This window comes from Donghicola eburneus (assembly GCF_900115865.1).
Classification (GTDB): Bacteria; Pseudomonadota; Alphaproteobacteria; order Rhodobacterales; family Rhodobacteraceae; genus Donghicola; species Donghicola eburneus.
Genome location: NZ_FOXY01000009.1, coordinates 64,095 through 91,093, shown reverse-complemented (window position 1 = coordinate 91,093; position 26,999 = coordinate 64,095). Strand labels below are relative to the sequence as shown.

General features: G+C 59.5%; 22 protein-coding genes. 4 read left to right on the top strand and 18 right to left on the bottom strand.

The genetic code is table 11. From position 1 onward, the window contains the following. Window positions 1–32: 32 nt before the first annotated feature. The 13 genes from BM225_RS15680 to BM225_RS15620 all read right to left on the bottom strand — a co-directional run bounded on the left by BM225_RS15680 (window position 33) and on the right by BM225_RS15620 (window position 15,233). Window positions 33–2,465: an aerobic carbon-monoxide dehydrogenase large subunit gene (locus BM225_RS15680; protein WP_092464894.1), complete on the bottom strand. Its 2,433-nt coding sequence runs from the start codon at window positions 2,463–2,465 to the stop codon at window positions 33–35. Beyond that, on the bottom strand, window positions 2,462–2,956 hold the full coding sequence (locus BM225_RS15675) for a (2Fe-2S)-binding protein (protein WP_092464893.1): 495 nt from the start codon (window positions 2,954–2,956) through the stop codon (window positions 2,462–2,464). Before BM225_RS15675 ends, BM225_RS15680 begins: the two co-directional genes overlap by 4 nt. 13 nt (window positions 2,957–2,969) lie before the next feature. Then, the gene (locus BM225_RS15670) at window positions 2,970–3,824 is read right to left on the bottom strand and encodes an FAD binding domain-containing protein (RefSeq protein ID WP_092464892.1); all 855 of its coding nucleotides are present in this window, start codon (window positions 3,822–3,824) and stop codon (window positions 2,970–2,972) included. A 212-nt stretch (window positions 3,825–4,036) separates the two neighbouring features. After that, complete coding sequence (locus BM225_RS15665) at window positions 4,037–5,149, bottom strand: MHYT domain-containing protein (RefSeq protein ID WP_092464891.1); 1,113 nt, start codon at window positions 5,147–5,149, stop codon at window positions 4,037–4,039. A 112-nt stretch (window positions 5,150–5,261) separates the two neighbouring features. Further along, window positions 5,262–6,614 (bottom strand): NAD(P)/FAD-dependent oxidoreductase, encoded by a 1,353-nt coding sequence (locus tag BM225_RS15660; RefSeq protein WP_092464890.1) that lies wholly within the window; start codon window positions 6,612–6,614, stop codon window positions 5,262–5,264. Between the two features lie 15 nt (window positions 6,615–6,629). Then, window positions 6,630–7,952, bottom strand: a complete 1,323-nt coding sequence (locus BM225_RS15655; protein ID WP_092464889.1) for an NAD(P)/FAD-dependent oxidoreductase — start codon at window positions 7,950–7,952, stop codon at window positions 6,630–6,632. Window positions 7,953–7,960: 8 nt separating this feature from the next. Next, the gene (locus tag BM225_RS15650; protein ID WP_072703601.1) at window positions 7,961–8,842 is read right to left on the bottom strand and encodes an ABC transporter permease; all 882 of its coding nucleotides are present in this window, start codon (window positions 8,840–8,842) and stop codon (window positions 7,961–7,963) included. Window positions 8,843–8,852: 10 nt separating this feature from the next. Next, window positions 8,853–9,803, bottom strand: a complete 951-nt coding sequence (locus tag BM225_RS15645) for an ABC transporter permease (protein WP_092464888.1) — start codon at window positions 9,801–9,803, stop codon at window positions 8,853–8,855. A 69-nt stretch (window positions 9,804–9,872) separates the two neighbouring features. Next, window positions 9,873–11,534, bottom strand: a complete 1,662-nt coding sequence (locus BM225_RS15640) for a peptide ABC transporter substrate-binding protein (RefSeq protein ID WP_092464887.1) — start codon at window positions 11,532–11,534, stop codon at window positions 9,873–9,875. Window positions 11,535–11,635: 101 nt separating this feature from the next. Continuing rightward, on the bottom strand, window positions 11,636–12,967 hold the full coding sequence (locus BM225_RS15635; protein WP_092464886.1) for an NAD(P)/FAD-dependent oxidoreductase: 1,332 nt from the start codon (window positions 12,965–12,967) through the stop codon (window positions 11,636–11,638). Next, window positions 12,967–13,668 (bottom strand): SDR family NAD(P)-dependent oxidoreductase, encoded by a 702-nt coding sequence (locus BM225_RS15630; protein ID WP_092464885.1) that lies wholly within the window; start codon window positions 13,666–13,668, stop codon window positions 12,967–12,969. Before BM225_RS15630 ends, BM225_RS15635 begins: the two co-directional genes overlap by 1 nt. Then, window positions 13,665–14,168 carry a MarR family winged helix-turn-helix transcriptional regulator gene (locus BM225_RS15625; RefSeq protein ID WP_092464884.1) on the bottom strand — a complete coding sequence of 168 codons (504 nt, stop codon included), beginning with the start codon at window positions 14,166–14,168 and terminating at the stop codon, window positions 13,665–13,667. The genes BM225_RS15630 and BM225_RS15625 overlap by 4 nt, the downstream gene beginning before the upstream one ends. Before the next feature lie 474 nt (window positions 14,169–14,642). Continuing rightward, the gene (locus tag BM225_RS15620; RefSeq protein ID WP_092464995.1) at window positions 14,643–15,233 is read right to left on the bottom strand and encodes a helix-turn-helix transcriptional regulator; all 591 of its coding nucleotides are present in this window, start codon (window positions 15,231–15,233) and stop codon (window positions 14,643–14,645) included. Window positions 15,234–15,384: 151 nt separating this feature from the next. Here BM225_RS15620 and BM225_RS15615 point away from each other — a divergent pair, with 151 nt between their 5' ends. The 4 genes from BM225_RS15615 (at window position 15,385) to BM225_RS15600 (ending at window position 20,872) form a co-directional block, all read left to right on the top strand. Continuing rightward, on the top strand, window positions 15,385–15,987 hold the full coding sequence (locus BM225_RS15615) for a superoxide dismutase (RefSeq protein WP_092464883.1): 603 nt from the start codon (window positions 15,385–15,387) through the stop codon (window positions 15,985–15,987). A 54-nt stretch (window positions 15,988–16,041) separates the two neighbouring features. Next, window positions 16,042–16,413, top strand: coding sequence for a DoxX family protein (locus tag BM225_RS15610; protein ID WP_092464882.1), 372 nt, complete (start codon window positions 16,042–16,044; stop codon window positions 16,411–16,413). Between the two features lie 102 nt (window positions 16,414–16,515). Further along, complete coding sequence (locus tag BM225_RS15605) at window positions 16,516–17,715, top strand: efflux RND transporter periplasmic adaptor subunit (RefSeq protein WP_092464881.1); 1,200 nt, start codon at window positions 16,516–16,518, stop codon at window positions 17,713–17,715. A 10-nt stretch (window positions 17,716–17,725) separates the two neighbouring features. Further along, window positions 17,726–20,872, top strand: coding sequence for an efflux RND transporter permease subunit (locus tag BM225_RS15600; protein WP_092464880.1), 3,147 nt, complete (start codon window positions 17,726–17,728; stop codon window positions 20,870–20,872). A 198-nt stretch (window positions 20,873–21,070) separates the two neighbouring features. On the opposite strand, the gene BM225_RS15595 is transcribed toward BM225_RS15600, so the two are convergent. The 5 genes from BM225_RS15595 to BM225_RS15575 all read right to left on the bottom strand — a co-directional run bounded on the left by BM225_RS15595 (window position 21,071) and on the right by BM225_RS15575 (window position 26,986). Continuing rightward, window positions 21,071–22,696, bottom strand: a complete 1,626-nt coding sequence (locus tag BM225_RS15595) for an ABC transporter ATP-binding protein (protein ID WP_245780516.1) — start codon at window positions 22,694–22,696, stop codon at window positions 21,071–21,073. A 181-nt stretch (window positions 22,697–22,877) separates the two neighbouring features. Continuing rightward, window positions 22,878–23,903 (bottom strand): YeiH family protein, encoded by a 1,026-nt coding sequence (locus tag BM225_RS15590; protein WP_092464878.1) that lies wholly within the window; start codon window positions 23,901–23,903, stop codon window positions 22,878–22,880. 116 nt (window positions 23,904–24,019) lie between these two features. Continuing rightward, window positions 24,020–25,078, bottom strand: a complete 1,059-nt coding sequence (locus BM225_RS15585) for a TRAP transporter substrate-binding protein (protein ID WP_092464877.1) — start codon at window positions 25,076–25,078, stop codon at window positions 24,020–24,022. A 29-nt stretch (window positions 25,079–25,107) separates the two neighbouring features. After that, window positions 25,108–26,397, bottom strand: coding sequence for a TRAP transporter large permease (locus BM225_RS15580; protein WP_072703639.1), 1,290 nt, complete (start codon window positions 26,395–26,397; stop codon window positions 25,108–25,110). A gap of 1 nt (window position 26,398) precedes the next feature. Then, window positions 26,399–26,986 carry a TRAP transporter small permease gene (locus BM225_RS15575; RefSeq protein WP_092464876.1) on the bottom strand — a complete coding sequence of 196 codons (588 nt, stop codon included), beginning with the start codon at window positions 26,984–26,986 and terminating at the stop codon, window positions 26,399–26,401. Window positions 26,987–26,999 lie beyond the last annotated feature (13 nt).

The following is a 26,999-nucleotide window of genomic DNA, read 5'->3' as shown; positions in this document are numbered from 1 at the left end:
CAGGCCGCTCAGCCATACGCACCGAAGCTCTGTTACCCGTGTAGCCCTAGCTTGTTGGCGGTTTTCCAGATCCGCCAATGGTCGTGGGGCATGTGGGTATGCCGCAGGCCAAAGGCGCGGAAGGCATCGTTCACCGCATTCGAGAAGCAGGGAACACCGCCCACGTGGGGGCTTTCACCGACGCCCTTGGCACCGATCGGGTGATGGGGCGACGGGGTTACGGTATGGTCGGTCTCGTAGTTCGGGACCTCCCATGCGGTGGGCAGGAAGAAGTCCATCAGCGTGCCCGTCTTGACGTTGCCCATGTCGTCATAGGCAATCTCTTGGCCCAGAGCGACGGCGAGCGCCTCGGTCAGACCGCCATGGACCTGCCCTTCGATGATCATCGGGTTGATGCGGGTGCCGCAGTCATCCAATGCATAGAACCGGCGGATATCGACCTCGCCCGTGTCCACGTCAATGTCCATCACGCAGATATAGGCGCCAAACGGGTAGGTCATGTTCGGCGGATCGTAGTAGCTGACGGCCTCTAGGCCCGGCTCGATCCCCGGAATGGCCTGATTGTAGGCCGCAAAGGCGATCTCCTTCATGGTCTTGAACTTCTCGGGCGCGCCTTTGACGACAAAGCGGTCCACGTCGAACTCTACGTCGTCGTCATGCACCTCGAGCAGATAGGCCGCGATCATCTGCGCCTTGGCACGGATCTTCCGACCCGCCATGGCGGTTGCGGCCCCAGCCACAGGAGTAGACCGCGAGCCATAGGTTCCCAAGCCATAGGGCGCGGTGTCGGTGTCGCCCTCTTCGATGGTGATGCTGTCCGCAGGCAGACCAATTTCGCTCGCGAGGATTTGGGCAAACGTGGTGGCATGCCCCTGCCCCTGAGAGATGGTGCCTAAACGTGCGATCGCCGATCCGGTGGGATGGATGCGAATTTCGCAACTGTCGAACATACCGAGGCCCAGGATATCGCAGTTCTTGACCGGACCTGCTCCGACGATCTCGGTAAAGAAGGACAGGCCGACGCCCATCAGCTTGCGTGTTTTTCCAGTTTTGAAGTCCTCTACCCGTTGGGCCTGCTCGGTTCGTAGGCCTTCGTAGTCGACGGCCTTCAGGGCCTTGTCCCAAGCGGTGTGGTAGTCGCCGCTATCGTATTCCCAACCGAGTGCGGACTGGTAGGGGAACTGCTCTTTCTTGATGAAGTTGATCCGGCGCAGCTCTGCGGCGTCCATGTTCATCTCGATCGCCAGCACTTCGATCATCCGCTCGATGAAGTACACCGCTTCTGTCACGCGGAAGGAACAGCGGTAGCTGACCCCGCCCGGCGCTTTGTTGGTGTAGACACCGTCAACAGCCAGATAGGCGGTTGGGATGTCATACGAGCCCGTGCAGATATTCATGAAACCTGCGGGGAACTTCGTCGGGTCAGCGCAAGCGTCAAAGCCGCCGTGGTCCGCGGTCACTTCGCACCACAGGCCGGTGATCTTGCCTTCGGGCGTAGCCGAGATTTTGCCCTTCATCCAGTAGTCGCGGGCAAAGGCGGTGGTCATCAGGTTTTCCATCCGGTCTTCGACCCACTTCACCGGAACGCCGGTGACGATCGAAGCAACGACCGAACAAACGTAGCCGGGATACGCGCCGACCTTGTTGCCAAAGCCCCCGCCGATATCAGGCGAGATGACGCGGATGTTGTGCTCTTCGATGCCCGAAATCAGGCTGACGACCGTCCGGATCGCGTGCGGTGCTTGGAACGTGCCATAGAGGGTCAGCTTGCCGTTCACCTTGTCCATCGAGGCCACACAGCCGCAGGTTTCCAGCGGGCACGGGTGCGTGCGGTGGTAGTACATGGTCTCTTCGGCGACGACCTGAGCGCTGTCGATGACTTGGCTGGTGGCTTCTTTCTCGCCGACTTCCCACGTGAAGATGTGGTTGTGATGTTTGCGCGGGCCGTGAGCGCCGTCGGGAAGCGAGCCGTCCTCTGCCACCAGATCCTCGCGCAGAACGGTGTCCGATTTCATCGATTCAAACGGATCGACAATCACAGGCAGTTCTTCGTAGTCCACGTCGATCAGTTCGACCGCGTCGGCTGCGATGTAGCGGTCCTTGGCCACCACATAGGCAACCTCTTGGCCTTGGAACAGAACCTTGCCGTCGGCCAGAACCATCTGCTTGTCGCCTGCCAAGGTCGGCATCCAGTGCAGACCCAAGGGCCTCAGATCGTCCGCAGTCAGAACCGCAACGACCCCGTCCAAGGCGAGTGCAGCCGATGTGTCGATAGACTTGATCCGCGCATGGGCATAGGGCGAGCGGACAAAGTCCCCGAACAGCATCCCCGGCATTTTGATGTCGTCAACGTAGTTGCCTTTGCCCTGTGTGAAACGGGCATCCTCGACGCGCTTGCGCTTGCAGCCCATGCCACCCAGCGCTTCGACGCGTTGCTCGCGTGTAACTCCTGCATCGTCCTTCATTCCGCGGCCTCCTTGGATGCGCTCATCTCTGCCGCAGCAGCGAGGATGGATTTCACGATGTTCTGGTAGCCTGTGCATCGGCAGATATTGCCTGCCATGCCAAACCGGACCTCTTCCTCAGTGGGGCTGGGGTTTTCCTCAAGCAGTTTCGACGCTCGGGTGATCATACCTGGTGTACAGAACCCGCACTGCAATCCGTGGTGCTCTTTGAATGCCTCTTGCAGCACGTGCAGTTTGTCCGGATTGCCAAGGCCTTCGATGGTGGTGATTTCTGCGCCGTCCGCTTGGGCGACGAAAACAGTGCAGGACTTCACGGATTTGCCGTTCAGGGTGACGGTGCAGGCCCCGCAGTGAGAGGTCTCGCAGCCGATATGAGGACCGGTGATGTTCAACCGTTCCCGCAGGGTGTGGATCAACAGCTCGCGCGGTTCGGCCAGAAATTCCTGCGCCTCGCCGTTTACGGTCAGCTGGATATGCATTTTTTTGGACATGGTTTCCTCCCGATCAGGCGCGCGACCAAGCGCGTGCGATGGCACGGCGCAGGATCACAGCGGCTGCGTGGCGTTTGAATTCGACGGGGCCGCGGTTGTCTTCGGCAGGATCGATGTCTCCCAGCATCGCCTGCACGGCCGCGTCGATGTCGCTGTCAGTGACAGATGTCCCGACCAGTGCCGCACCTGCGGCCTCTGAATAGACCGGCGTGTCGCTCAGGTTGGTCATAGCGATGGAGGCGCGTGCGCAGGTGCCGCCCTCTTTGACGATCTGAACGGCGGCAGCGGCGGTCGCGTAGTCGCCAATCTTTCTTTTCTGCTTTTGGTAGGCGTAGCCGCCCTCGGGCACCTTGAAGGACACGGCGGTCAGCACCTCGTCATCCTCGCGGGCGGTCATATAGGCGGACTCGTAGAAATCCCGCGCCGCGACCTCGCGTTCGCCGTCGGGACCGATCAGCGTAAAGGTCGCATCAAGGCATTGCATCAGGCCTGGCATGTCATTGCCCGGATCACCATTGGCCACGTTCCCTCCGACGGTGCCCATGTAGCGCACTTGCGGGTCAGCAATCTGGAGAGACGCCTCGCGCATGATGGGCGCAGCGTCGGCGAGAACAGCGTCGGCGATGATGTCAGACTGGGTCACCATCGCGCCAAGGCGCACGGTGCCATCGCTGACGGAAATCCCGCCAAGTCCCGCGACGTCTTGCAGGTCGATCAGGTGCGGGACCTCGGCCATGCGCAGCTTCATCATCGGTATCAGGCTGTGTCCGCCGGCAAGGACACGCGCGTCATCACCATGCTCTGTAAGCACCGCGAGAACCCCCTCCATGTCCTTTGGCCGGTAGTATTCGAACGCCGCTGGAATCATCGTCACTCCTCCCTGAGCAATCATTCTGGCGAGGAGAAGGCTGGCGGCCGGACGGGTCTATGGCTTCTGAAAACGCTTTATTTCCGAGCATTTTGCACGAAATGCGCCGCCTGCTGCACGAAATGCGCTCGGTTGAACGAACAGCTTCGGGGTCCGAAGGTCGGGGCACGAGATGGCATGGGACGAGGCGTGGATGCGCGGCGGAGCCGTCCTCAGGAAAAGGCGGTTTCTGCCTCTTTCAGATGGGACCGGCTGACAGGAACTTCGGGCAATCCAGAGGGACCAAAGGAGCAGCGCCCCTTGTCCTTCTTGCGCTCGAAATGGACCACCTTGGACGGATTCACCAAATAGCTGCGGTGGACCTTCATCAGGCCCTCGGGGACCAGACGCTTGGTTGCTTCGGTGATCGGCCAAGCGCAGTAGTAGCGCCCATCTTCGGTGTAGATTTGGGTGTAGTGCCCGTCCGCGCGGACAAAGGCGACCTCTCCTGCTGCGACACGGACCTTGGCGCCCTCGCGTTCGCAGGGCACCCATATTTCAGGGCTGGCTGGGGTGGTCTCGGTAGGCTGGTCGACAGGGGCGGTCGCAACCGGATCAGCGGAATTTGGATCAACCGGAACCAAGACGGTCGAGCCAACCCACAGAAACATGCCAAAAATCACAAAGCTGCTTAGGATCACACCTATCGCCATAACTTCTTTGCTGATCAGGGGGCCGATCTCTTGGGTCCGCTCGAGCGCGACAAAGTTTGTGCTCGACATGGCGAGAAAGTGCACAGCGGTTACAGCTACGCCAAAGCACAGTGTTCCAATCAGGATATTCCGGTTGGACCGCCGCCCATAGGCCACCGCAAAGGCAAGAATGCATAGGCCAATCGCTAAAATCGAAGATCCTATTACGCCGCTCGGGGTATAGACTGGTTGGCACAACTGCATCCCCGCCATGCCGACGTAGTGCATGGCCAGCACCCCTGCACCAACCAATGTGCCCGCGATCAAGATTGTTGTTTTGGTCCGCTTACGGAAGTGCAGCAGCAGAAGCGCCGAAGTGACGATCAGTATGGCGATCAGTGCAGACACAAGGGTTATCGCCGCGTCGTAGTAGAACAGCATCGGCATCCGCAGCCCGAGCATCGCGACAAAGTGCATCGACCAAATCCCGCCCCCCAGCGCAATCGCAGCCAAGGCCACCGAGAGTTTGCGCTGCAGGACGGTCTTTTTCGAAAGGTCTTTGGTGAGCCAAAGGCCGGTCGCGCCCGCCACCAGTGCGACGACGAACGAAATTGCAACGAGCCAGAGGTTATGTCCGTAGTCGATAAACGTCATGCACCGAGCATGCATGACGCGACGGATTGACGCAAACCCCGTTTTGCCGAGCGGCTTCGGGACTTGTCGGAACTCAGGCCCTTAGAGTGGCCGTGCAGGCTGTTTCTACGCGCTAGCGTTGCAGAATGCCCCCCATCGGCACGATCTTGGTCCCGTCCGAAAACCGACTGAGCCGAAATGGCGTGGGATCTACACATGGGCCCTGCCCCGTGATCAGATCGGCCGCCAGCCGCCCTGCGCCTGTCCCGAGCCCGAAGCCATGACCAGAGAAGCCGGCCACGACATAGAGACCGGGAATTCCATTTTTCACGTCTTTGGTATCGGAAATCACGGGGATCACGTCAGGCATCACGTCGATATAACCTGCCCAACGCTGGGCAATTTTAGCGTTTTTGAAGGGTGCGTAAAATCCAGTGAGCGTCGCCAACGCTTTGTCCAGTAGTTTGGTGTCGGGCTCTGGATCAAGGATGCGCGTCTTCTCGAACGGGGTGATATCAGTGGCGCTCCAGCGCTTCGGCATGCGCAGCGCCTCGAAAAACGCGGTCCCGACGCCAAGGCTCAAGCGTCTCCATTCGTTCATCAATGTGGGTAGAAATTTCCCTAGCAGGCGGAAGCTGTCGGGGGTCAGTTGATATCGGCTCGGGATGGCCGAGGCGATGGTGTAGCCGCCATCGCGGCGCTTCCGCATCGTGAAATCGGGGTGCTTGAGCGTGCCTTCGGGCCCATCAGGGATAGCTTCGGTGCGCTGAACGTTGCCCTTGGTCCAGAGTGCGGGCAGATCAATTCCGTGGTTGCCGAGGAAAAGCCGCGACCAGACACCTCCTGCTACAAGCACCGCATCACACTTGATGGTGCCATGCTCGGTGACGACGCCAGAGATCTTGCCGTCTTTTGTCTCCAGGGTCCGGACTGCACAGTTTTGATGAACCGTGCCGCCGTTGGCCATGATCGCGCGTGCGATTGCGGGAGCCGCGGCCTGAGGCTCTGCGCGCCCATCCTGCGGATTATGCAGCGCCCCCTTGATCGACAGTCCCAATCCGGGAAAAGCCTCTTTGACCTCGTCTGCGCTTAGGATCCGTGCGGGAATCTGGTAGGCCTGCAAGTCGTCTGCACTTCGGCGTTCGGTTTCGAGCGCGGCCTCGGAGGTGACAGTGTATGTCGCGCCGCATTGTACATAGCCGGTCTTTTGTCCTGTGCGCTCGTCCATCTGTTTCCACAGTCGCACGGACTCAATCATCAGGGGCATCTCGCGCGGATCGCGGTGGGTTAGCCGGACCCAGCCCCAGTTCCGGCTAGATTGCTCGGCCCCGATCTGGCCCTTTTCGCAGAGGGCGACCGTCTTGCCCCGCTCGACCAATTCCAGTGCGGCAGAGACTCCTGCTATGCCGCCGCCAATAACCACCACGTCGACTTGATCCGGCAATGTGGTGCTACTTTCGACCGGTTCGACTTTCGGTCCGGGCATGAAGTTTCTCCTATCTCATGCAAAAGGGGGGAGCGGCGCGTTCTGGCGTTTCGCTCGCAAATTGTCGCGGATCCGATAACTGCGCAGGGCGGCCTGCGGCGCGACGCTCATGTAGAGCGGTTGCCGGCTCAGGGGTTCGAGTTTCAGGTCCAGATCGGCTTCTGGTGTGCCATTGGCCCAATCTGCCAGAATGCCGCCGATCATTGACCCCGTGGGTACACCGCGTCCCGACAGCCCTGTCATCGCGATCACACCAGGCGCTAAACCGTAAAGCCGCGGCACGGTTCGGCGCTGCATGTCCAACTCGCCGAACCAGAAGAACTCCCAGCGCGGCTCTTCGCGTAGATCAGGGTGCAGCCATTTCAGACGCTCTGACAAGATCTTTCGAGTCAAAGCGGGGTCGCGGCCGCGGGCCCCCATCGGGAACATGGAGGCCACGATCCGGTTTTCGCGGTTGTACTTGTAGACGTAGATGTCACCACGTCCGTCCTGAATGGTTGTGCGCTTGGGCAGAACGATCCGTTGCGCTTCGGCGGACAAGGGCTGCGTTGCGGCAACGAAGACCCGCATGATCTTGAAGGTCTGATCCAGCTTGGGCCAGCCCGCGACGGTGTAGGCGCCGGTGGTGTAGATCACCTTTTCAGCGCGGACAGCCCCTCGGGGCGTTTTGACGACCCAAGCTTGCCCCTGTCGATCACAGATTTCGGCTGGTGTGCGCGTATAAATTACCCCGCCTTCTGCCTGCACGGCGCGGCCAAGCCCACGTGCATACGCCAAAGCGTTCATGCCGCCGGCCTCTTCGTGGAACCAGCCACCGTAAAAGCGCGGCGATCCAGTGATCTCGTGGGCTTCTTCACGGTCCAGCATACGCGTGCGGGCCCCGACGGCATTGTAACTCTTCATATGGCCGCGCAGGGTTTTGAGGTGCGAGGGGAAGAGCGCCCCTTGGACATAGCCGTTCTGCTCCCACTCGCAGTCGATGCCGTAGCGATTGATCATTGCTGCCACTTTGTCATTGGCGCGGGTTTGACGCTGGATCAGGCGGTCCGCCCATGGGGCACCCAAGTGCTTGCGCAGTTCCGGCAGGCTGAAGTGAGTGAAGGTCGGTGTGCAGTGTCCGGCATTGCGGCCCGATCCGCCAAACCCGACCTCTTCGCGTTCCAAAACCACGACCGAGACCCCTGCCCGTGCCAGTTCCAGCGCTGTGGTCAGGCCAGAATACCCCGCCCCGACGACGCAGACGTCAGCTTTGACTTCGCCCTTGAGCGCCGTCGTCTTTGGCGCATCGTGCGCGGTCGCGTACCACAGGGTGTCCTTGAACTCCGAGAACTTGGGCATAGTTTGGCTCATCCCAGATCGCTGCGACTGTCAAAGGCGTCCCGCAGGCCGTCCCCAATGAAGTTGAAGCCAGCGACCGCGATGGTGATCGCCACACCAGGTACGATGGCCAGCCAAGGTGCAGTGGCCAGATACTGCTGTGCGCCGTTCAGCATGTTGCCCCAGCTGGGAAGCGGTGGCTGAATGCCGTAGCCAAGGAACGAGATGTACGCTTCTAGCAGGATCGCGCGGGCCACTGTCAGGGTCGCGGCGACGATGATGGGGCCAATGGCATTGGGTAGCAGCTCGCGGAACATGATCCAGCGGTTGGACAGCCCCAGCATGTGGGCGGCTTGGACAAAGTCCTGATTGCGCAGGGATTTGACTTCGGCTTCGACGATACGGGCGACTTCCATCCAACTGGTGGCCGAAATGATCAGTGCGATCATCACCGGGCCGGGCTGAATGAATGCTGCCAGCGCCAGCAGCAGGAAGACCGACGGGAATGACAGAAAGGCATCGACGACGCGCATCAGTACGGCAGACACAGCGCCCCCATAGTATCCAGAAATCACGCCGATCACAGACCCGATGCACGTCGCGATGATCATCACGGCGAACCCGACTGCCATGGAAATCTGCCCCGCATGGAACAGGCGCGCTGCAATATCACGACCTAATGGGTCTGTACCAAACAGGTGACCGTTCGTGCCCGGCGGGGCAAAGCGGGACATCAGATCAATGTAGAGCTCGTCATAAGGCAGCAGATACGGGCCGACGAAACAGGCAAAAGTTAACGTCAGCACCATGATCGTCCCGATCAGCGCCAACTTGTGGCTCAGGAAGCGGCGCAGGGCGCGGGATTTGATCAAGGGTTTGCGTTCGGCAGAGTTGGTAGAAAGGGTTGTCATGTGCAGCTCCTCAATCAAGACGGATGCGCGGATCAATGAGCGCGACAGTGATGTCGGCCAGCAGATTACCGACCAGAACCAGCATGGCAGAGGCCATCAAGAGCCCCATGACCACGGGGTAATCCGAGTACCCAAGGCTATCGAGGAACAGCCGCCCCATGCCGGGCCACGTGAAAACGGTTTCGGTCACCAGCGCGCCGCCAAGGACCATCGGCAGTTGCAGGCCAGCCAGTGTGATCATCGGAACCAGCGAGTTGCCGACGATGTGCTTGAAAAGGACACGGCGACCGGTCAGCCCTTTGGCTTTGGCGGTGCGGACGAAATCTTGGTTCACTACATTCAGGGTCGAGGTCCGCATGTAGCGGCTCCAGATTGCCACATCGACGAGCGCCAGAACGGTGGCGGGCATGATGAGGTGGCTGATGTAGTCCAGAACCGACCCATCGCCGACGGTGTACATGTTGCCTGCGGGCAGCCAGCCGAGGTTTAGGGAAAAGATGTAGATCGCGATCAGACCGAACCAGAAAGTCGGGATCGACAGGGCAACCATCGCAAAGACGGTCATGGTATAGTCGAACGCTCCGCCACGGCGCAGGGCACTATAGATGCCGATGCTGCTACCAAGGGTGACGGAAATCACGGTGGCGGTGCCCATCAGCAAGAGCGTCGCAAACAGGTGGCTGCCGATCACGTGCAGCACCGACTGGCCATCGCGATAGGAGGTGCCCCAGTCGCCGATCAGCAGATGGCTGAGCCAGTCGAAATACTGAACGACCACGGGACGGTCGAGGCCCATCTGGTTTGCGATCTTGTCGATTTGCTCCTGTGTCATGCCCGGACTGAGCGCGAATTGCGACAGGGGTCCACCGGGGGCCAGCGTGAGCACCGCGAACCCGATAAAGGACACAATCAGCAACAGGATAAGGCTCTGGCCGAGCCGAGACAAAAGATAACGGGCCATGATGTCCCCTCATGTAGGTAAACGTTGGGGGAGGTCAGCCGCGGAGCGCGGCTGACCAAGAGAGTGGGATCAGGTGCGTGCCCAATCGCGCACGTTCCATGTATCGATCCGGTTGTTCACGTTGGGGGTCGGGCCGGTCACGTCGTCTTTCCAGCCTTTGACCACCGCGTATTGGAACATCGGCAAGAAGGGCAGATCCTCGCGCATAACGGCCTGCATTTCCTGATAGATCGCCTTGCGTTCCTCGGGGACGAAGTTCTGCGCGCCTTTGGTCAGCAGCTCGTCCACCTTGGGGTTCTGGTAGGCAAAGGTGTTCTGCCCCGACCCACCCAGCGCGGGCGACATTGTAGACATGAAATAGTCTGAGGTGTCAGGGTCCGCGCCTGCCAGAGTGTTCAGGCCAACAACGACTGTGTCGAACTCGGAATTCATCCAGTAGTCGCCCCACATGACAGCGGGTGGGAAATTCTTGATCGTCATCTCGACGCCGATCATCGCAAAGGTCTGCTGGATGAACTGCTGTGCTTGTTCCCGTAGGTGATTGCCCGCGGTGGTCGAGTTCGAGAAGGACAGACGCACGCCATCTTTGGTGCGAATGCCGTCGGAACCCTTTTCCCAGCCCGCTTCATCAAGCAGCGCGTTTGCCTTTTCGATGTTGAACTCATGCGTCGGCAGGTCGTCGTTATAGTAATAGGACTGCCGGGGCATGTAGGTCTCGGTCGGGGTCGGCACGCCATAATACAGCGCGTCGATGATCGAGGTTTTGTCGATCGCCAGATACAGGGCCTGACGCACGGCTTTTTCCTGAAACTGCGGGCGGGTCATGTTCAGGCCGATGGATTCAAAGGTCGCGGTGCCAGCGACTGTGACCTCTTTGCCTTCTAGTCCTTCGGCTTCGGCCAAATGATCGGGGGTGATGTATTGCAGGCCAATGACGTCGATGTCGCCGGATTTGAACTGGGTGTACATGACGTTCAGGTCAGGCACGTATTTGATGATCAGCGTCTTCAGGAACGGGCCGTCCATGTGGTAGTCGGCGTTAGCTTCCAGCTCAATGTGGTCACCGGCCATGCGGTTTTTGAACTTGAACGGACCGGTTCCGATGGGCGCGGTGTTGAGGATGGTCGCGTTCTTGTCCTCGACCCCGTCGAACACGTGCTTGGGCACGATGTAGGTCGACGCAAGAATGGCCGCCATTGGGGCAAAAGGTTCGCTCATGGTCCATGTCAGTTCGGTGTCCGAAACGACGGTGATGTCCTGCATCAGCTTATAGCCGGTCGAGCGGAACGAGCGGAAATCGGGGTCCACGGTCAATTCGAGCGAGAATTTCACATCCTCGGCCGTAAAGGGCGTACCGTCATGCCAGGTGACACCCTCTTTAAGCTTCAGCGTCCAGTTCAGACCGTCCGCCGAGATGCCGCCATTGGCAACTGTGGGGACTTCGGCGGCAAGAATGGGAAAGAATTCGCCATCAGGATCAAAGTCGAACAGGGTGTCGTAGACCGCGTAATACAGGCCTTCGTCCACTTCGATGTGGGGCATCAGCGGGTTGAAGACGGTCGGCTCTTGGGAAAATGCCAGAACCAGCTGTCCGGTCGCATCCGCGTTTGCGGCAAAGGCCTTGTCACGGCCAATCGCCATAGGCGTCATCAAGGCCGCACCAGCAGCCCCCATCATCATGAGCGCCTGACGGCGGTTGAGATGTGCGGAATTTTTCTTCTCGTCAGTCATCTTGATTTCCCTGTTGCGCACAAAAGGAGGAGGAGAGAACGCCGCCGGCGCAGCGCGCACGTTCTCTGGGACGCGGGCACACCAGTGCCGCGCGAAAGGGGTCAAAAGCCGCTGATGATCTCGATCTTCGAGCCGTCGGAGAAACGGGAGAAGCGGAAGGCCGTCGGGTCGACCACGGGGGTCACGCCGCGCACCAGATCAGACATGAGGCGGCCAGCCGCGGGGCCGATACCAAAGCCGTGGCCTGAAAATCCGGTTGCGATGTAAAAGCCCGGAATGTCATCGACGCCAGAGATCACAGGTATCGCATCGGGCGTCACGTCAATCGCCCCTGCCCACCGCTGCGCGATCTCGGCTTTTTCGAAGACGGGAAACGCTTTTCGCAGGTTGGCAAGCGCTTGGTCCTGTAATGAAAACGCGGGTTTGGGGTCCAATACGCGGTTGTATTCAAAGGGGCTGGCCTCGCTCAGGGACCATTTGTTTGGCAGCCGCGCCTCGTCGTAAAAGCGCCCGCCAAAGCGCAGCATGAGCGCTTTCCACTGCGCGCCCAAAGCTGGCAAAAAGTCCATCATGTAACGGAAATTGTCAGGGACGATATCGACGATATTCCGAAAGCCATCCGCGATGGTGTAGCCGCCATCCTGACGTTTGCGGACAGCGAAGCCGTCGTACCAGATGGCGTGTTCGGGTCCGCCCTCTAGTGGCTTGGTGCGGATGACCGAGTTTTTCACTTTCAATTGCGGCAGGCGCAGGCCGGTGTTTCGTGCAAACAGACTGGACCATGCCCCGCCCGCCAGAACGACCTGTTCGCATTCGATCTCTCCGCGTTCTGTGACCACGCTGCAGACCGCACCGCCCTTGGTCTCGATCCCGCGTACCGCGCATTCGGTTAGAACATGCGCTCCGCGATCACGAGCGGCTTCGGCGATCGCAGGCGCGGCCTTTTGCGGCTCTGCCCGCCCGTCGGCGGAGGTGTAGAGCGCGCCCTCGATGGGCAAGTTGAAGCCCGGCGTCATGGCTTCGAATTCTTCGCGGGACAGCATTTTGCTGTCGAACTGGTAGTCCTTGAGGTACTCGAGCCAGCGCTCATGCTCGGCATAATCTTTTGCCGTGCCGCAGGCAAAGGCGATGCCGGATCGTTTGTAGCCCAAATCGCGACCCGTGCGCTCGGCAAGCGTGGGCCAGATGCGCAGTGCCTCGGCCATCAAGGCGATTTCGCGTGGGTCGCGGCGGGTGATCCGGACCCATCCCCAATTGCGGCTGGACTGTTCGTGCCCGATGCCACCTTTTTCGCAGAGGGCGACTTTCAGGCCCTTTTCGGCCAATTCGAGCGCGGTCGAGCAGCCAATGATGCCGCCGCCTATGACAACCACGTCGACTTTTTTCGGCAGATCAACATCGCCGTGAACAGGTACTACAAAGGGGCCGGGCATTAGTAACGCTCCTCCAACTGGCAATTTACGGCGAATTCGGCGACGCTGGCCTCGTTAGGCAGGTCGATCAGCATGTGCATGACGCGGGCCAGATCCTCTGGCTGGGTCATGGTGTTGGGGGCGCGGTCGGATATCGACGCCGCCATATCGGTCGCGACAAATCCCGGACAGACAGCCGTACATCGGATGCCCTGATCAAAACCCGCCTGGCGCAAGGCATGAGACAACCCGACCACAGCGAATTTCGACATCGAGTAAGAGCCGGCCATTGCAGATTTCACCCGTTTTCCGGAGAGAGAGGCCAGCAGAATAATGCGCCCGCGACCCGACGCGCCGAGCGCTTCCCAACACGCGGCTGCCAAACGGCGCGGAGCGTGAACGTTGATCTCGAGCATTTCGGTCATTTCTGCGTCGCTAATCTCGACCGGTGTTTTGGGGATCATGATCCCGGCGCTCGCAATCAGCGCGTCGATCTGGCCGAACTGACCTGATGCAGCCTTGGCCCAGTTGTCTGCTGCGTTCTTGTCTGTCGCATCATAAGGGAACAAGTGGACGCGATCTGTGTCGGTTTCAGCCCATCCCGGCATGACCGGTTGGCGCATCCCCAGAGACACGGCCCATCCTGCATTGAATAGGCTCTGCGCTGTCGCTGCGCCGATGCCGCGACTGGCACCGGAAATCAGGGCAACCTTGCGGCTCATTTCAGTTTGTTCCTCATGTTGATATACGCCCTCTGAAGCATCCGCATAAATTCATCGCGATCCTCGGGGGGAATAAAGTCAAAGAAATCATCCTGTTGCTCGCGGATGATGTCGCGGACCTCTTGGGCCAAAGCGCTGCCTTTGTCAGTGATGTACAAGGCTTGTGCGCGCTGATCCTCGGCATCGCTCTCGCGACGTATGTCACCGGCTTTGACCAAGTGGTCGATGATCCTGCCTGTTGCGGGCCGGTCGCGCATCAGGACTTCTGCGATCTGAGAGGGGCGGATTCCCGGATGCCCATCGACCAAAAGCAAGGCTGTAATCTTGCCCTTGCCTTTGGCTACGTCGAGATGAGCGGTGCGTTGATCCAGATCGCGAGAGACGACTGCATCAATTGCGCGGATGTACCAACTGAAGGCGCCCTCCAGAACGTCCATGCGCAGGCCCGCGACGGTAAAGGGCTGTGCCTCGTTTTCTGAGGGGGTTGGTGGTTTGGTCATGGTGTCTCTCTGTTGTCTTAGATTCATCTTTTGGCGGGATTGGATGCGGCGCAACAAAAAGATTGTGTTTCACAACTAGATAATTGTAAAACACAATCAATGCTCGATTTTTCGGCAGTCTCGGCGCTGACAGCTCATGGGGAAGGTTTTTCTTGGAGCTTTGGCCATGTGCACGACCATATCATGCCCAATACCTAGCTCTTGCGCTGACATATCGTCCGATATGTGCACTAGGACCCAAGTATGCTGAGAAGGCCGGCCGCACTGCATTAAGCCGAGCGCGTCAGCAGTTGTTTGCGCGAGAACTGAGCGTAGGGCCGGTGAGTACATGCGTGGCGGCACTCAGGCATGCTCCCTCCTAACCTAATGGCAGAAAGCAACATGGATTCTTGCGCGCCAAGGATGGCGGCAATGGTAGAGAGACAGGGTCCCGGTGTCGGGGCTTTCTAGGTTATCGATACGAGGAAAAGTGTGCTACTCGCGTACAAGATAGGTGCAGCGGCGACCGCCGCCAACGATGTGTTCGTCACGCTGTATCTCAACATCCGGCCCGAGCGCGCTTTGGAATACGGCTTTCTCGGCGCGGCAGAAACCTTGGCAGAACGCGGCTGCAGCACAGATCGGGCAGTGGTTCTCGATCAGGCGAAGGTTGCCGTCCTCTTCGACAACTTCTGCCATGTAGCCTTCAGCGGTACGCAACTCTGCGAGTTTTTCTAATCGCTCTCGGGTGGTCCTGCATTCGGACAGCGACTGTCGGTACCGCGCAAGCGTGGTTGCTTCTCGCTCTTTGATCACACGGTCCAAGGCGTCTGGGCCGAGTACTTCAGAGATACTGCGCAGGATATCGACGGTCAAATCCGCGTGGGTGTCGGGAAAGCGCGCTTGGGCCTTGTCGGTCAGGTGCCAGTAGGTCGCGGGCCGTCCCCGTCCTGCACTGCGGCGCTCTTCTTCCACTAGCCCGTCCTCGTGCAGCTTCATCAACTGCTGGCGCGCCGCCTCTCCGGTAATGCGATGCCTCCGGCCTATTTCTGCCGAGGTTTGGGGGCCCTGCATTTTCAGCGTCATCAGCAACCGCTCGGACGGAGCCCGTGGTGACCACGTTTCTTTTTCCAAGTCATTGCTTGACATATTCGCCTCGATGTTTTTCAAAGTCATTACTTGTTTAAATAACCAAGCGCGCGCCATCACGCAAGCGTCGCGTCCATAGGAGCCTCGAATGACTTTTGAACTTCCCGCGCTGAATTATTCTCACGCCGCCCTCGCCGAGCGCGGAATGAGCCAAGAAACGCTCGAATTGCACCACGACAAGCACCATCAGGCGTATGTCACCGCGCTGAACGGTTTTGTGGAAAAGAATGCAGAATTGCAGGGCAAATCGCTCGAGGAGATCATTGCGCTGAGCTATGCGGACGATGCGCTGGCAGGCGTTTTCAACCAAGCCGGTCAGCACTGGAACCACATCCATTTCTGGAATGCTCTGTCCCCGACCGGTGGCGGCATCCCCAGTGCACTCGAGGCGAAGCTGGTCGAGTCATTTGGATCGGTCGATGATTTCAAGGCAGCTTTTAAAACCGCTGCGACCACACAGTTTGGCTCCGGCTGGGCTTGGCTTATTCAAAAAGCAGACGGTAGCCTCGGCGTGACCAAGACCGCGAATGGCGTGAACCCCTTGGCAACCGGCGAAGGCACTGCGCTTCTGGGCCTCGATGTGTGGGAGCACAGCTACTACGTCGACTTCCGCAACCGCCGGCCCGACTATGTGAGCAACTTCCTCGACAACCTCGCGAACTACGAATTCGCTGAATCCAATCTGGCCTAACGTTGGTGGGCTGGCCCCATGTCGGGGGCCAGCTCCGCGCAATAGGAGACGCCTATGAAAACCCTTCCTTGGCGCGCGTTGATCACGTGGCTGCTTGCTGCGTTCTTTCTGCTTGGCGGTACGCTTAATGTTTTTGCCTCGCCAGAGATACTGGCCGATTACGCGCGCTGGGGGTATCCGGCGGGCTTTCATCTGGTGACTGGGCTGCTTGAATGGTCGGCCGCACTGCTCATACTGCTGCGGCGCACGCGCTTTCTTGGTGGACTGCTAGGCGCAGCAATCATGGGCGCTGCGGCGTTGACGGTTTTGTTGCATGGCGAATTTGCTCACGCAGTGCCCCCGCTGATCGTGATGTCGCTATCGCTACTGACTGCCATGATATGGCGCGCGGACCGGCTCTCTACTGGCTTTCGTCTGGGCGGCTGACGCCCTTTGCTTCTCTGACAATCCTCCCCGCCAGCGATGGCCTCGCAGGCACCCTTCGACCCCCGGGGGGCCGAATGGCGGCCCCTCCTCCGGAGTTTTACTATGTTTCCGATCCCTCGGCGCGCACGCCGCGCCGCTCTACCTTTTTTGTCGCTTCTGGCGCTCTTTCCTGTTGCAGCCAGTGCTCAGGGGTATCCTCCGCCCTCTGTCGGCGTCGTTATCGCCGAGCCGCAGCGCGTCGAGGTTGCCCAAGAGCTGCCCGGACGTATCAGCCCGACACGCGTCGCTGAGGTGCGGCCTCGCATCGGCGGAATCGTCGAACGTCGTGTCTTTACCCAAGGGAGCACTGTCGAGGCGGGGGATGTTCTATATGAATTAGATCCCCTGCCCTACGAGGTCGCTGTCGATGCCGCGCGTGCCACCGTTGCACGGGCCGAGGCAGGGCTGGCTGACGCCCGCCAGACCGAGACGCGGCTGGCATCCCTGCGCTCGCGGAATGTCGCAAGCCGTGCCGATCTGGATAGCGCAGAGACCGCCGTGCTTCAGGCCAACGCCGCGCTGGCCGAAGCCCAAGCCCAGTTGCGTGCTGCTGAGATCAACCTTGGCTATGCTGCCGTACGCGCCCCCATCGCCGGTCGCACCGGACGCGCGCTGACCACAGAAGGTGCACTTGTGAGCGCGCAAGGAGAGGTCATGACCACGATCCAAGCACTCGATACGGTTTATGCGGACATGCAACAGCCGGTCTCGGAGCTCTTGCGTTTGCGTCGCGCGATGGAAGCTGGAGAGATCACGGAACTGGCTCCGGGTGCTGCCGAGGTGCAACTGTATCTCGATGATGGTTCACTCTACCCTCATCCCGGAAAGCTGCTCTTTGCCGAGGCATCGGTTGATCGGTCTAGCGGTCAGGTGACCTTACGGGCCGAAGTGCCGAACCCGGAAGGCGTTCTATTGCCCGGAATGTATGTTCGTGTGCGCGTCGCGCAGGCAGTGCGAGAGGCCGCGCTGGTCGTGCCCGCGCAGGCGTTGCGCCGCGATGCGTCGGGGCAGGCGCAGCTGATGCTGGTACAGGACGGCTCTGTCGCGCCGCGCCCCGTTACAGAGGGGCGAGCCAATGATGACAACACCCTGATTATCGAAGAGGGTTTAGCTCCGGGCGACATCGTCATTGTCGACGGCTTCCAGAAAATCGGATCTGGTGCGCCGGTGACGCCAGTGTGCTGGAGCGATCCCGCCGTCGATGAGACCACGCCTTCCGAAACATGTGCCCGCGCCATTGACGCGCCCGCTCCGACTAACTGAGGCGCGATAGATGGCACGTTTCTTTATCGACAACCCAGTTTTGGCTTGGGTGATCGCAATCTTCATTTCGCTGGCTGGGGTGCTGTCCCTGCCGTCGCTACCCGTTGCGCAATATCCTGATGTCGCGCCGCCGCAGGTCACCATTTCAACCCGTTTTGCCGGAGCCTCGCCCGAGGACCTCTATCAACAGGTTACACGACCCATCGAAGAAGAGCTGAATGGCATTCCGAACCTGCTCTACTTTGAATCCACGTCAGAGGCGACGGGCGCGGTGACGATCACTGTCACCTTTGCGTCTGGCAGCAGTATTTCACAGGCCGTCGTGGACACGCAAAACAGATTGCGCCGCGTGGAGTCTGCCCTGCCCGCTCAGGTGCAACAACAAGGGCTTCTGGTCGAAGAGGCGGGCAGCAGCTACCTGATGTTCGTCTCGCTCGCTGCAGCTCCGGGGTCGGGATATGACTCCGTCGGGCTCGCGGATTACGCAACACGTTTTGTCTTGAATGAGATCCGACGGGTCGATGGTGTCGGCAAAGCGCAGCTCTTTTCTGCGGAGCGGGCGATGCGGGTTTGGATCGATCCAGCCAAGCTTGTGGGCCTAGATCTGTCTGTCACTGACATCACGGCGGCGATTTCCGAGCAAAACGCGCAGGTTGCGGCAGGTGCCATCGGTGTCGATCCCGCGCCCGAGGGCCAGCAAACCCAAGCGACGCTTCTGGTCACTGGCCAATTGCGCACCCCTGCAGAGTTTGGTCAGATCGTCCTGCGCGCTGGCGAAGATGGCTCTATCGTGCGTCTTTCTGACGTGGCGCGCATCGAGATGGACGCCGAGTTCTACTCCTTCAAAGCCTATTTGAACGGCGAAGAAGCCGCACAGATCGGCATTCAACTGTCGCCCGCTGGCAATGCGCTCGAGACGGCCGAAGGGGTTCGAACCTTGTTGGACGAGCTGTCGGCGGGTTTCCCTGCGGGGGTCGAAGCGTCCATTCCCTATGACACCACGCCCTTTGTGTCGGCCTCCATCGAAAAGGTTGTGCACACCCTGCTCGAAGCGGTGGCTCTGGTCTTTGTGGTAATGCTGATCTTCTTACAGAACTTGCGCTACACCCTTATTCCGATGTTGGTGGTTCCAATCGCACTGGCGGGTACATTGGGGGTGATGCTGGGGGCGGGATTCTCGATCAACGTGCTGACCATGTTCGCGATGATTTTGGCCATTGGTATTCTCGTCGACGACGCCATTGTTGTGGTCGAGAACGTCGAGCGTATCATGTCCGAAGAGGGCTTATCGCCCCGCGACGCGTCGAAGAAAGCTATGGGCCAGATTTCTGGCGCCATCGTCGGGATCACGCTGGCACTGATGGCGGTTTTCATCCCGCTGGCCTTCTTTCCCGGCTCGGTTGGCATCATCTATCAGCAGTTCTCGCTGACCATGGTGGTGTCGATTTTCTTCTCGGCATTCCTCGCGCTCTCGCTGACTCCGGCGCTCTGCGCGACATTTTTGAAGCCGATCCCCAAGGGCCACGGCCATGCCCGCAAGGGACCGGCGGGATGGTTCAACCGCAACTTTGACCGCGCTTCAAAGGGATACGCCGGAGGCGTCCGTAGCATGGTGCGCCGCTCTGGGCGGATGATGGTGATCTATGCCGCGCTGGTTGCGGGGCTTGGATATGTGTATGTGCAGATCCCCGCGGCTTTCTTGCCGCAAGAGGACCAAGGTTACCTGATCGCCTCAATGCAGTCTCCGCCCGAGGCGACATCCTTTCGGATGCGCGAAGTCACCAAACAGGCCGAAGCCTTTGCTTTGGGGACCGAAGGTGTGGCCGACGTGGTGACGATCCAAGGTTTCTCGTTCTCTGGTCAGGGTCCGAATTCTGCTGTCAGCTTTGTCACGCTGGAGGATTGGGCCGAGCGGGAAAGTCCGGAACTGAGTGCCGCTTCTTTGGCGGGGCGGTTGTCAGGCATGCTCTTCTCGATCCGCGACACCTTTGCCTTCGCCATTTCTCCGCCCCCGATCCAAGGACTCGGCACGGGTTCTGGCTTCAGCTTCCGGCTTCAGGACCGCGCCAATCTGGGCAACGCGGCGCTGCAACAGGCAGCGGGGCGGATCATGGGCGCGGGCGCGGAAAGCCCGATCCTTGGTCAAATGTATATCGAAGGGCTTCAACCGGGGCCGCAGCTGCGTCTCGACGTAGATCGAGAAAAGGCGAATGCCTTTGGCGTCACCTTTGGTGAAATCAACCGAACCATTTCGGTTGCACTGGGATCAGGTTACGTCAACGACTTCCCGAACAATGGCAAGATGCAGAGCGTGATCGTTCAGGCCGAGGCCGAGGCACGCAGCAACATCGAAGAGGTGCTAAAGCTCAACGTTCGCAACGTACAGGGCGGAATGGTGCCGCTGTCCTCCTTTGCCACCGCTGAATGGGGGTTCGGCCCGTCCCAGATCGTCGGTTACAACGGATACCCGTCGATCCGCATCAACGGCGAAGCCGCGCCGGGTTATTCCTCGGGCGAGGCTTTGGCCGAAATGCAGCGTATTGCCGAAGACCTACCGCCGGGCTTTGGCTACCAATGGACTGGGCAGTCGCTGCAAGAGATCGAAAGTGGCAGCCAAGCACCGATACTGATCGGCCTGTCGGTGCTCTTTGTCTTCCTCTGTCTTGCGGGCCTATACGGCAGCTGGTCAATTCCGCTGTCAGTGATGTTGATCGTGCCGATGGGAGCAATCGGGGCAGTGGCGGCGGTGACGCTGACTGGACTGTCCAACGATGTTTTCTTCACCGTGGGTCTGATCACTATCGTCGGTCTATCTGCCAAGAACGCCATCCTGATCGTCGAGGTCGCAAAGGACTTGATCACCGAGGGCTACAACCTGATCGACGCCACCGTCGAGGCTTGCCGCTTGCGGTTCCGTCCGATCCTGATGACTTCGCTGGCGTTCACCATGGGGGTTATCCCTATGGCGATCGCCACCGGTCCCTCGGCCGCGAGCCAAAACGCGATCGGCATCAATGTGGTTGGCGGAATGATCTCGGCCACCGTGTTAGGCGTGATCTTTGCGCCCGTGTTCTTTGTCTTCGTCATGAAGCTTACAGGCACTCACAAACGGCTTGGCAGCCCTGAACCGGAGCAAGCTGAACCGTCCCAAGTGTGATGGATTGACCCCCCAAGCGACTTGGGGGGCCTTGTTACGCGGTTTCGGTCGGGTGGGTGCTGCTAAGGCCGTAGCCGCTAAATGGGGCAGTTCACTGCCGATGCATCGCATACTGCGGTCTAAGATGAACATAGACACGACATGCAAAAGGGGGCGATGTGTATCGCCCCCTTTTCATATGTCCTTACGGTCTGCGTCTCAGGCCGCAGCCGAACCCGGGATCGCAGCAACCAGCGAACGGGTGTAGTCATGTTCTGGCCGCTGGAAAATTTGGCTTGGCGGTCCGTATTCGACCATCTTGCCACGATGCATCACGATGATTTCGTCGCTGATCTGGCTCGCCACACGCAGATCGTGGGTGATGAAAATCATGGCCAATTTGCGTTCACGCCGGATTTTATCAAGCAACTCCAAAACCTGCGCTTGGATGGACACGTCCAGTGCAGAGACGGCTTCGTCAGCGACGATGACTTCGGGATCAAACATGAGCGCACGGGCGATGCCGACGCGCTGGCGCTGACCGCCCGAAAACTCGTGCGGATAGCGGTCAAAGGCCGACGCGTCCAAGCCGACCAGTTCCAGCAGACCTTCGGCTTTTTTGCGGGCATCCACGCGGGTTAGTAGGCTATGTGCGATGGGGCCAACGGTCAGCGCTTGGCCGATGGTAAAGCGCGGGTTGAGCGAGGCATAGGGATCCTGAAAGATCATCTGAATGCGAGGGCGCAAGTGGCGGAAGTTCTCTTCGTCCATGTCCAGCGTGTTCTTGCCCTGAAAGCGGATTTCGCCGCTGTCGGCTGAGATCAGCTTCATCAGGACCTTCCCCATCGACGATTTTCCGGAGCCGGACTCGCCGACGATTCCAATCGTCTCGCCGCGGTGAAGGGTAAAGCTGATGTCGTCCACGGCCTTGACCTCGCGCATTCGGCCAAGGAAGCCGCTGCGGGTGCGGTAGGTTTTGTGCAGATTGCGCACTTCCATTGCGACGGGGCGCGTCTCTTCGCGGGCCCGGTCCTCTTCGCGCATTTTGGGAACGGCAGCGATCAGCTTTTGTGTGTACCGGTGCTGGGGCGCTGTCAGAACCTTGGCAGCGCGGCCTTGTTCAACCAAGTTGCCCTTTTCCATCACAATCACGCGGTCCGCAATTTCGGCGACAACGCCGAAATCGTGGGTGATGAACATGACGCTCATGCCTTTGCGCTTCTGAATGCGGGCGATCAGGTCAAGGATTTGCGCCTGCGTGGTCACATCCAGCGCCGTTGTCGGCTCGTCCGCGATCAAGATGTCAGGGTCCAGCGCCAAGGCCATGGCAATCATCACGCGCTGACGTTGACCGCCGGACAGGCGGAAAGGATACTGATGCTGGATGAGCAGCGGATCAGGCAGGCCGACCTCGGTCAACATCTCGACCACCTTGTCTGCGCGGCTCTCCTTGGTGCCGATGGCGTGCGCGTCCAAAACCTCGCGGATCTGCTCGCCGACCGTCATCAGCGGGTTCAATGCAGACAATGGGTCTTGGAAGATGATCGAAACCGCGCGACCGCGCAGTTTGCGAAGTTCGGGCTCTGACAGGTTCAGAAGTTCGCGACCTTTGAACTCAATAGAGCCCTTTTCGATGGTCATAACATCGGGCAACAGCCCCATCACCGTGTTTGCTGTCACCGATTTGCCAGAACCGGATTCCCCAATAATACAAAGGATCTCGCCTTGCATGAGATCAAAGCTGATCTCTTTGACCGCATAGGCGCGGTCATGTTTCCCGGGCAGCGCCACCGACAGGTCGCGCACGGACAGGACGGGGGAGGCCCCCGTATGCTTGGTCGTCATAAGTTTTCTCATCGTTTGTTGTTATTATGCCCGACGAGAGAAACTGTTGGAACGGCGTGCTTCATAGGGGCGGCGTGCAAAAAGACTTGCCGCGGCTCCGAATTTTACGTGATGAGATCAAAGCTTAGGAGGTTGGCGACTTTTTAGGCATCATGCGCCCTGACGCGTCTCTGCTCTGCAATCAGAGCAACCCGAATAGCAGGGGCGCCAACACCAAACCCGCAAGAACGGCCGTTTGAACGGCAAGAAGTGCGATGGCTGTCCCGCCGACATCCGCAAGTTTCGCGAGCGAGGTTTTCATGCCCACGGCGGCGACGGCGGTCACGAGCAAGGCGCGGGATAGTGTCGCGGCGGGCGCACTGACGGCCTCCGGCACCAAATGAAACGAGTTCAGCGCGGCCAAAATCAGGAATGCCCCGACAAAGCCCGGCAGCAAGGGCGGTCTGCTGGTTCCAGTTGGTGCGTGGCGCCGCATTACAAGTGCACCGATCAGAACAACGGGGGCCAGCATCGTCACGCGGATCAACTTCACCACCGTCGCAATGTCTCCGGTTTCGTCCGATACGGAATAGCCTGCCCCGACCACTTGGGCGACATCATGAATTGTCCCGCCAAGGAAAAGGCCTGCTTCGTGCGCGTCTAGCCCGAGCGCGTCCGCAACGATTGGATAGAGGACCATCGCCAGAGTAGAAAACGCCGTCACCGAAATAACGGTAAAGGACAAATCCCGCTCTGCTGTGTCGCGCTGGGGCAGGATCGACGAGATGGCCATCGCGGCAGAGGCCCCGCAGATCGCGACGGAGCCCCCAGTGAGAAAGCCAAACGCGCGGTCTTTGCCCACGACGCGCGAAAGGAACACGGAGGCTAGGATCACAAAGGCAACACATAGCGCGATCACCAGAACAAAGCTCCATCCGATCTGCCGCACCATGTCTAGCGAGACCCGCAGCCCAAGGAGTGCGACACCGATCCGCAAAAGCCCCTTGGCCGCATAGCTGATCCCCGGTCCGGTGGTTTCATGCTCTGACAGGAAATGGAACGGGATGCCGAGCAGGATCGCCATCAGCATGACGGGTGCGCCGTAATGGTTCGACAGGAATTGCGCAGCCATCGCCAGCACGACCGTCAGTGCCACACCGGGCCCAAGCAGCTTGCCCTGCGCGAGGGCATCGCGCGGGTTGGTCAGGGCAGAAATGAGGGTGTTCATGAGGTGTCCTAGACAGAATTCCCTGTTCCCGCCCATCGGGCGGTCATGGTCGACAGCTGTGTGCGAACCGGCCATGAAAGTGCGCCTCGGGCCACCCGAGGCGCACCGGATTGTCGTTACTGGATGTCGCGCGAACGCTCTGCTTCTAGCTCTTCAGTGGCTTCGGCGACTGCTGTTTGTAGCGCGTCAAAGATCTTTTCCCCGCCGGTCACATTGCCGCTGAACCAGTCGTAGACAGGCTGCACGGCATCCGCAAAGGCTTGCTTTTCCTCGGGGGTGGGCACGTAGAGGTCACCGCCGCCTTCGACGAATTCCGCATAGGCGGGGATCGATTTGCGCTTGGGCGAAGCAAAGGTCGCCTGCTGCAGCGCATAGAAGCCGTCAACCACCACGCGGCGCTGATCTTCGGGCATGCCCATGAAAGTCTCGTTAGACATCCACCAGAGCGCGCCCATGTAGGCGTGGCCATCAAGGGTCACATATTGCAGGCCCGCTTCGGGGAACTTCATCGACATGATGTCGGTAATGCCGTTCTTGGTGCCCTCTACCACGCCAGTTTGCAGCGAGGTAAACAGTTCTGGCCACGGGATCGGTGTGGGCGCTGCGCCCAATGCACGCACCAGTTCCTGCGGCAGGTCTGCAACCACGGTCCGCATTTTCATGCCTTCCAGATCGGCGGGCGTCTGCACGCGTTTCTGGGTGTTGGCAAAGTTGCGCCAGCCGCCAGTGTTGCCGATGGTCATCAGTCGGATCGCGCCGCCGGAATCCTCGAGCGCCATGTCACGCATGGTACGGGTGAAGTCACCGGACAGCACTTTTTCCGCGATGCGGTCGTCCTGCATGACATATGGCAGATCCAACACCTGAACATAAGGGAACAGGCCAGCCGCGCCGCCCGAGGTCGAGATGTAGACATCAATAGAGCCATCTGCGACGCCTTGCAGACACTCGGCCCCGTTCGAGCACAGCTGGGTGCCCATGTAGATTTCCACCGCAATCGCACCGTTCGATGCGCTCTCGACGTAGGATTTAAAGACCTGCAGGCCGTCGTAATCCTCGTCATTTTCGTTGGAGTTGGCGACGGCGCGGATCGTATAGTCCTGTGCCATAGCCGGACCGGCAAGGGCTGCCGTCATGAGCAGCGCCGCTGCCACCTTTTTCGTTGTTCCGAGCATAATATCCTCCCTGATAGCTCTGAATTGTTCTAGTTCGCGAAGCCCGTCAAACGCGGGATCGTCATGGATAGCGCGGGGAAATAGGTGATCAAAAAGATCACCACGATCTCGACCGCGAGAAAGGGCAAAATAGCCTTGGCGATGGTCGTGACCCGCTCGCCCGACACTGCCGATGCGACGAACAGTACCAATCCCATCGGCGGCGTCGCCAAGCCCACGGTCAGGTTCACGCACATGATGATCGCGAAATGCACAGAGTCGACCCCCATGCTGGTGAACACCGGTCCAAGGATTGGGCCAAGAATGATAATCGCGGGGCCAGCGTCCAGAAACATCCCCACCGCAAAGAGCAAAAGGTTGATCAGGAACAGCAAAAGCAGCGGATTTTCGGTCAGCGTCAGGATGTAATCAGCCATGATCTGCGGCGCGTGGGACAAAGACACCACTGTCTTGAAGGACATGGCCGCACCGACCAGTAAGAGCACCACAGCCGAGGTCAGCCCTGCCCGTCCGAGCACATCGGGTAGTTCTGTCAGGCGCAGGGTTTTCAGGACAAAGATACTGATGAACAGCGCGTAGGCGACTGCCACTGCGGCGGCTTCGGTCGGGGTGAAGACACCGGCCAATATCCCGCCAAGGATGATCACCGGAGTCAGCAGCGGAAAGAATGCCTTCAGGCTGGCATCGCCTCTTTCGCCCCAGCTGTATTTGCGCGAGGCGACGGGGAAATCGTAGCGGTTCGCCATGACCTTGATCAGCAGCATAAGTCCGAGGCCGACCATCAGGCCCGGTACCATGCCTGCAAGGAACAGAGCCGCAACGCTTTCACCCATGACATAGGCGTAGATGATCATGATGCCCGACGGTGGAATGATTGGCCCGATGACCGAACTGGCTGCCGTGATCGCAGCAGCGAAACGGCGCGTGTAGCCTTGCTTCTCCATCGCGGGGATCAGCATCGACCCTAGCGCAGAGGTGTCAGCCACGGCAGATCCAGACAGGCCCGCAAACAGCATCGAAGACATGACGTTTACGTGGGCCAATCCACCCCGCAGGTGCCCCATGAAGGCTTGGCTGAACTCGACCAGTCTATGGGTGATGCCGCCACGGTTCATAATCTCGCCCGCGAGCATGAAGAACGGGATCGCCATCAGAGGAAAACTGTCCATCCCGTTATACAGATTGCGATAAAGCAGTGTCAGGTCGCGTTCTTGACCATTTAGAAATAGCAAAATGCCGGGCGCGGCCAGCAGTCCGAAAAAGACCGGCAAGCCGACCATCAGGAACACAAGAAACAGGGGCAGAAACCAGATCAGCATGTCATTCCGCCCCTTGCGTCTCGGCCAGCGGGATGGGGGGCAGTGGGCGATCAGACACGAGCCTGACAAAGTTGCGCAGGATCAGTTCAATGTTCACCAGAACCAAAAGCGCGACCCCGACGAAGATCGACATCATCATCCAGCTGCGAGGAATGCGGTACCAGCTGCTGAAATCAAGCGCGGTGGGCAGATAAAGCGAGGCCGACGCAAAGCGTCCGCCAAGACCTGTGACCTCTTTCCACCCGATCTGTACAGCGATCACCAAAACCACCAAGCTGATCCCAAGCAGAAGCAGATTTAGCAGGTTGGCCACTCGGCCCGGTAGCAGCGATGGCAGAACGTCAATTGCCACGAACCCGCCACGGCGAAATGCGGTCGGTGCCATCAGCCCTGTCATCCAGAGCATGCAGAAGCGCGCAGCCTCGTCCGGCCACGGTAGGGCATTTCCTAGCACATAACGGCAAAAGACTTGAAGCAGCGTCACCGCGACCATGATAGCGATCGCGACGACCCCGATGCCTCGGCCGAACTTCAACAGGTGTTCGTTGATCCACGACAACAGCCGGATCAACCCGTCGAATAGCACCATACTTTCCTCCCAA

What these genes read in the sequence shown, in the direction of transcription:
- BM225_RS15635 (WP_092464886.1), bottom strand. Translation starts at nt 12,967, where the DNA reads ATGCCCGGCCCCTTTGTAGTACCTGTTCACGGCGATGTTGATCTGCCG.
- BM225_RS15610 (WP_092464882.1), top strand. Translation starts at nt 16,042, where the DNA reads ATGAAAACCCTTCCTTGGCGCGCGTTGATCACGTGGCTGCTTGCTGCG.
- BM225_RS15650 (WP_072703601.1), bottom strand. Translation starts at nt 8,842, where the DNA reads ATGACAACCCTTTCTACCAACTCTGCCGAACGCAAACCCTTGATCAAA.
- BM225_RS15645 (WP_092464888.1), bottom strand. Translation starts at nt 9,803, where the DNA reads ATGGCCCGTTATCTTTTGTCTCGGCTCGGCCAGAGCCTTATCCTGTTG.
- BM225_RS15595 (WP_245780516.1), bottom strand. Translation starts at nt 22,696, where the DNA reads ATGACGACCAAGCATACGGGGGCCTCCCCCGTCCTGTCCGTGCGCGAC.
- BM225_RS15600 (WP_092464880.1), top strand. Translation starts at nt 17,726, where the DNA reads ATGGCACGTTTCTTTATCGACAACCCAGTTTTGGCTTGGGTGATCGCA.
- BM225_RS15670 (WP_092464892.1), bottom strand. Translation starts at nt 3,824, where the DNA reads ATGATTCCAGCGGCGTTCGAATACTACCGGCCAAAGGACATGGAGGGG.
- BM225_RS15575 (WP_092464876.1), bottom strand. Translation starts at nt 26,986, where the DNA reads ATGGTGCTATTCGACGGGTTGATCCGGCTGTTGTCGTGGATCAACGAA.
- BM225_RS15620 (WP_092464995.1), bottom strand. Translation starts at nt 15,233, where the DNA reads ATGACGCTGAAAATGCAGGGCCCCCAAACCTCGGCAGAAATAGGCCGG.
- BM225_RS15675 (WP_092464893.1), bottom strand. Translation starts at nt 2,956, where the DNA reads ATGTCCAAAAAAATGCATATCCAGCTGACCGTAAACGGCGAGGCGCAG.
- BM225_RS15655 (WP_092464889.1), bottom strand. Translation starts at nt 7,952, where the DNA reads ATGCCCAAGTTCTCGGAGTTCAAGGACACCCTGTGGTACGCGACCGCG.
- BM225_RS15640 (WP_092464887.1), bottom strand. Translation starts at nt 11,534, where the DNA reads ATGACTGACGAGAAGAAAAATTCCGCACATCTCAACCGCCGTCAGGCG.
- BM225_RS15630 (WP_092464885.1), bottom strand. Translation starts at nt 13,668, where the DNA reads ATGAGCCGCAAGGTTGCCCTGATTTCCGGTGCCAGTCGCGGCATCGGC.
- BM225_RS15590 (WP_092464878.1), bottom strand. Translation starts at nt 23,903, where the DNA reads ATGAACACCCTCATTTCTGCCCTGACCAACCCGCGCGATGCCCTCGCG.
- BM225_RS15580 (WP_072703639.1), bottom strand. Translation starts at nt 26,397, where the DNA reads ATGCTGATCTGGTTTCTGCCCCTGTTTCTTGTGTTCCTGATGGTCGGC.
- BM225_RS15680 (WP_092464894.1), bottom strand. Translation starts at nt 2,465, where the DNA reads ATGAAGGACGATGCAGGAGTTACACGCGAGCAACGCGTCGAAGCGCTG.
- BM225_RS15660 (WP_092464890.1), bottom strand. Translation starts at nt 6,614, where the DNA reads ATGCCCGGACCGAAAGTCGAACCGGTCGAAAGTAGCACCACATTGCCG.
- BM225_RS15615 (WP_092464883.1), top strand. Translation starts at nt 15,385, where the DNA reads ATGACTTTTGAACTTCCCGCGCTGAATTATTCTCACGCCGCCCTCGCC.
- BM225_RS15625 (WP_092464884.1), bottom strand. Translation starts at nt 14,168, where the DNA reads ATGACCAAACCACCAACCCCCTCAGAAAACGAGGCACAGCCCTTTACC.
- BM225_RS15585 (WP_092464877.1), bottom strand. Translation starts at nt 25,078, where the DNA reads ATGCTCGGAACAACGAAAAAGGTGGCAGCGGCGCTGCTCATGACGGCA.
- BM225_RS15605 (WP_092464881.1), top strand. Translation starts at nt 16,516, where the DNA reads ATGTTTCCGATCCCTCGGCGCGCACGCCGCGCCGCTCTACCTTTTTTG.
- BM225_RS15665 (WP_092464891.1), bottom strand. Translation starts at nt 5,149, where the DNA reads ATGACGTTTATCGACTACGGACATAACCTCTGGCTCGTTGCAATTTCG.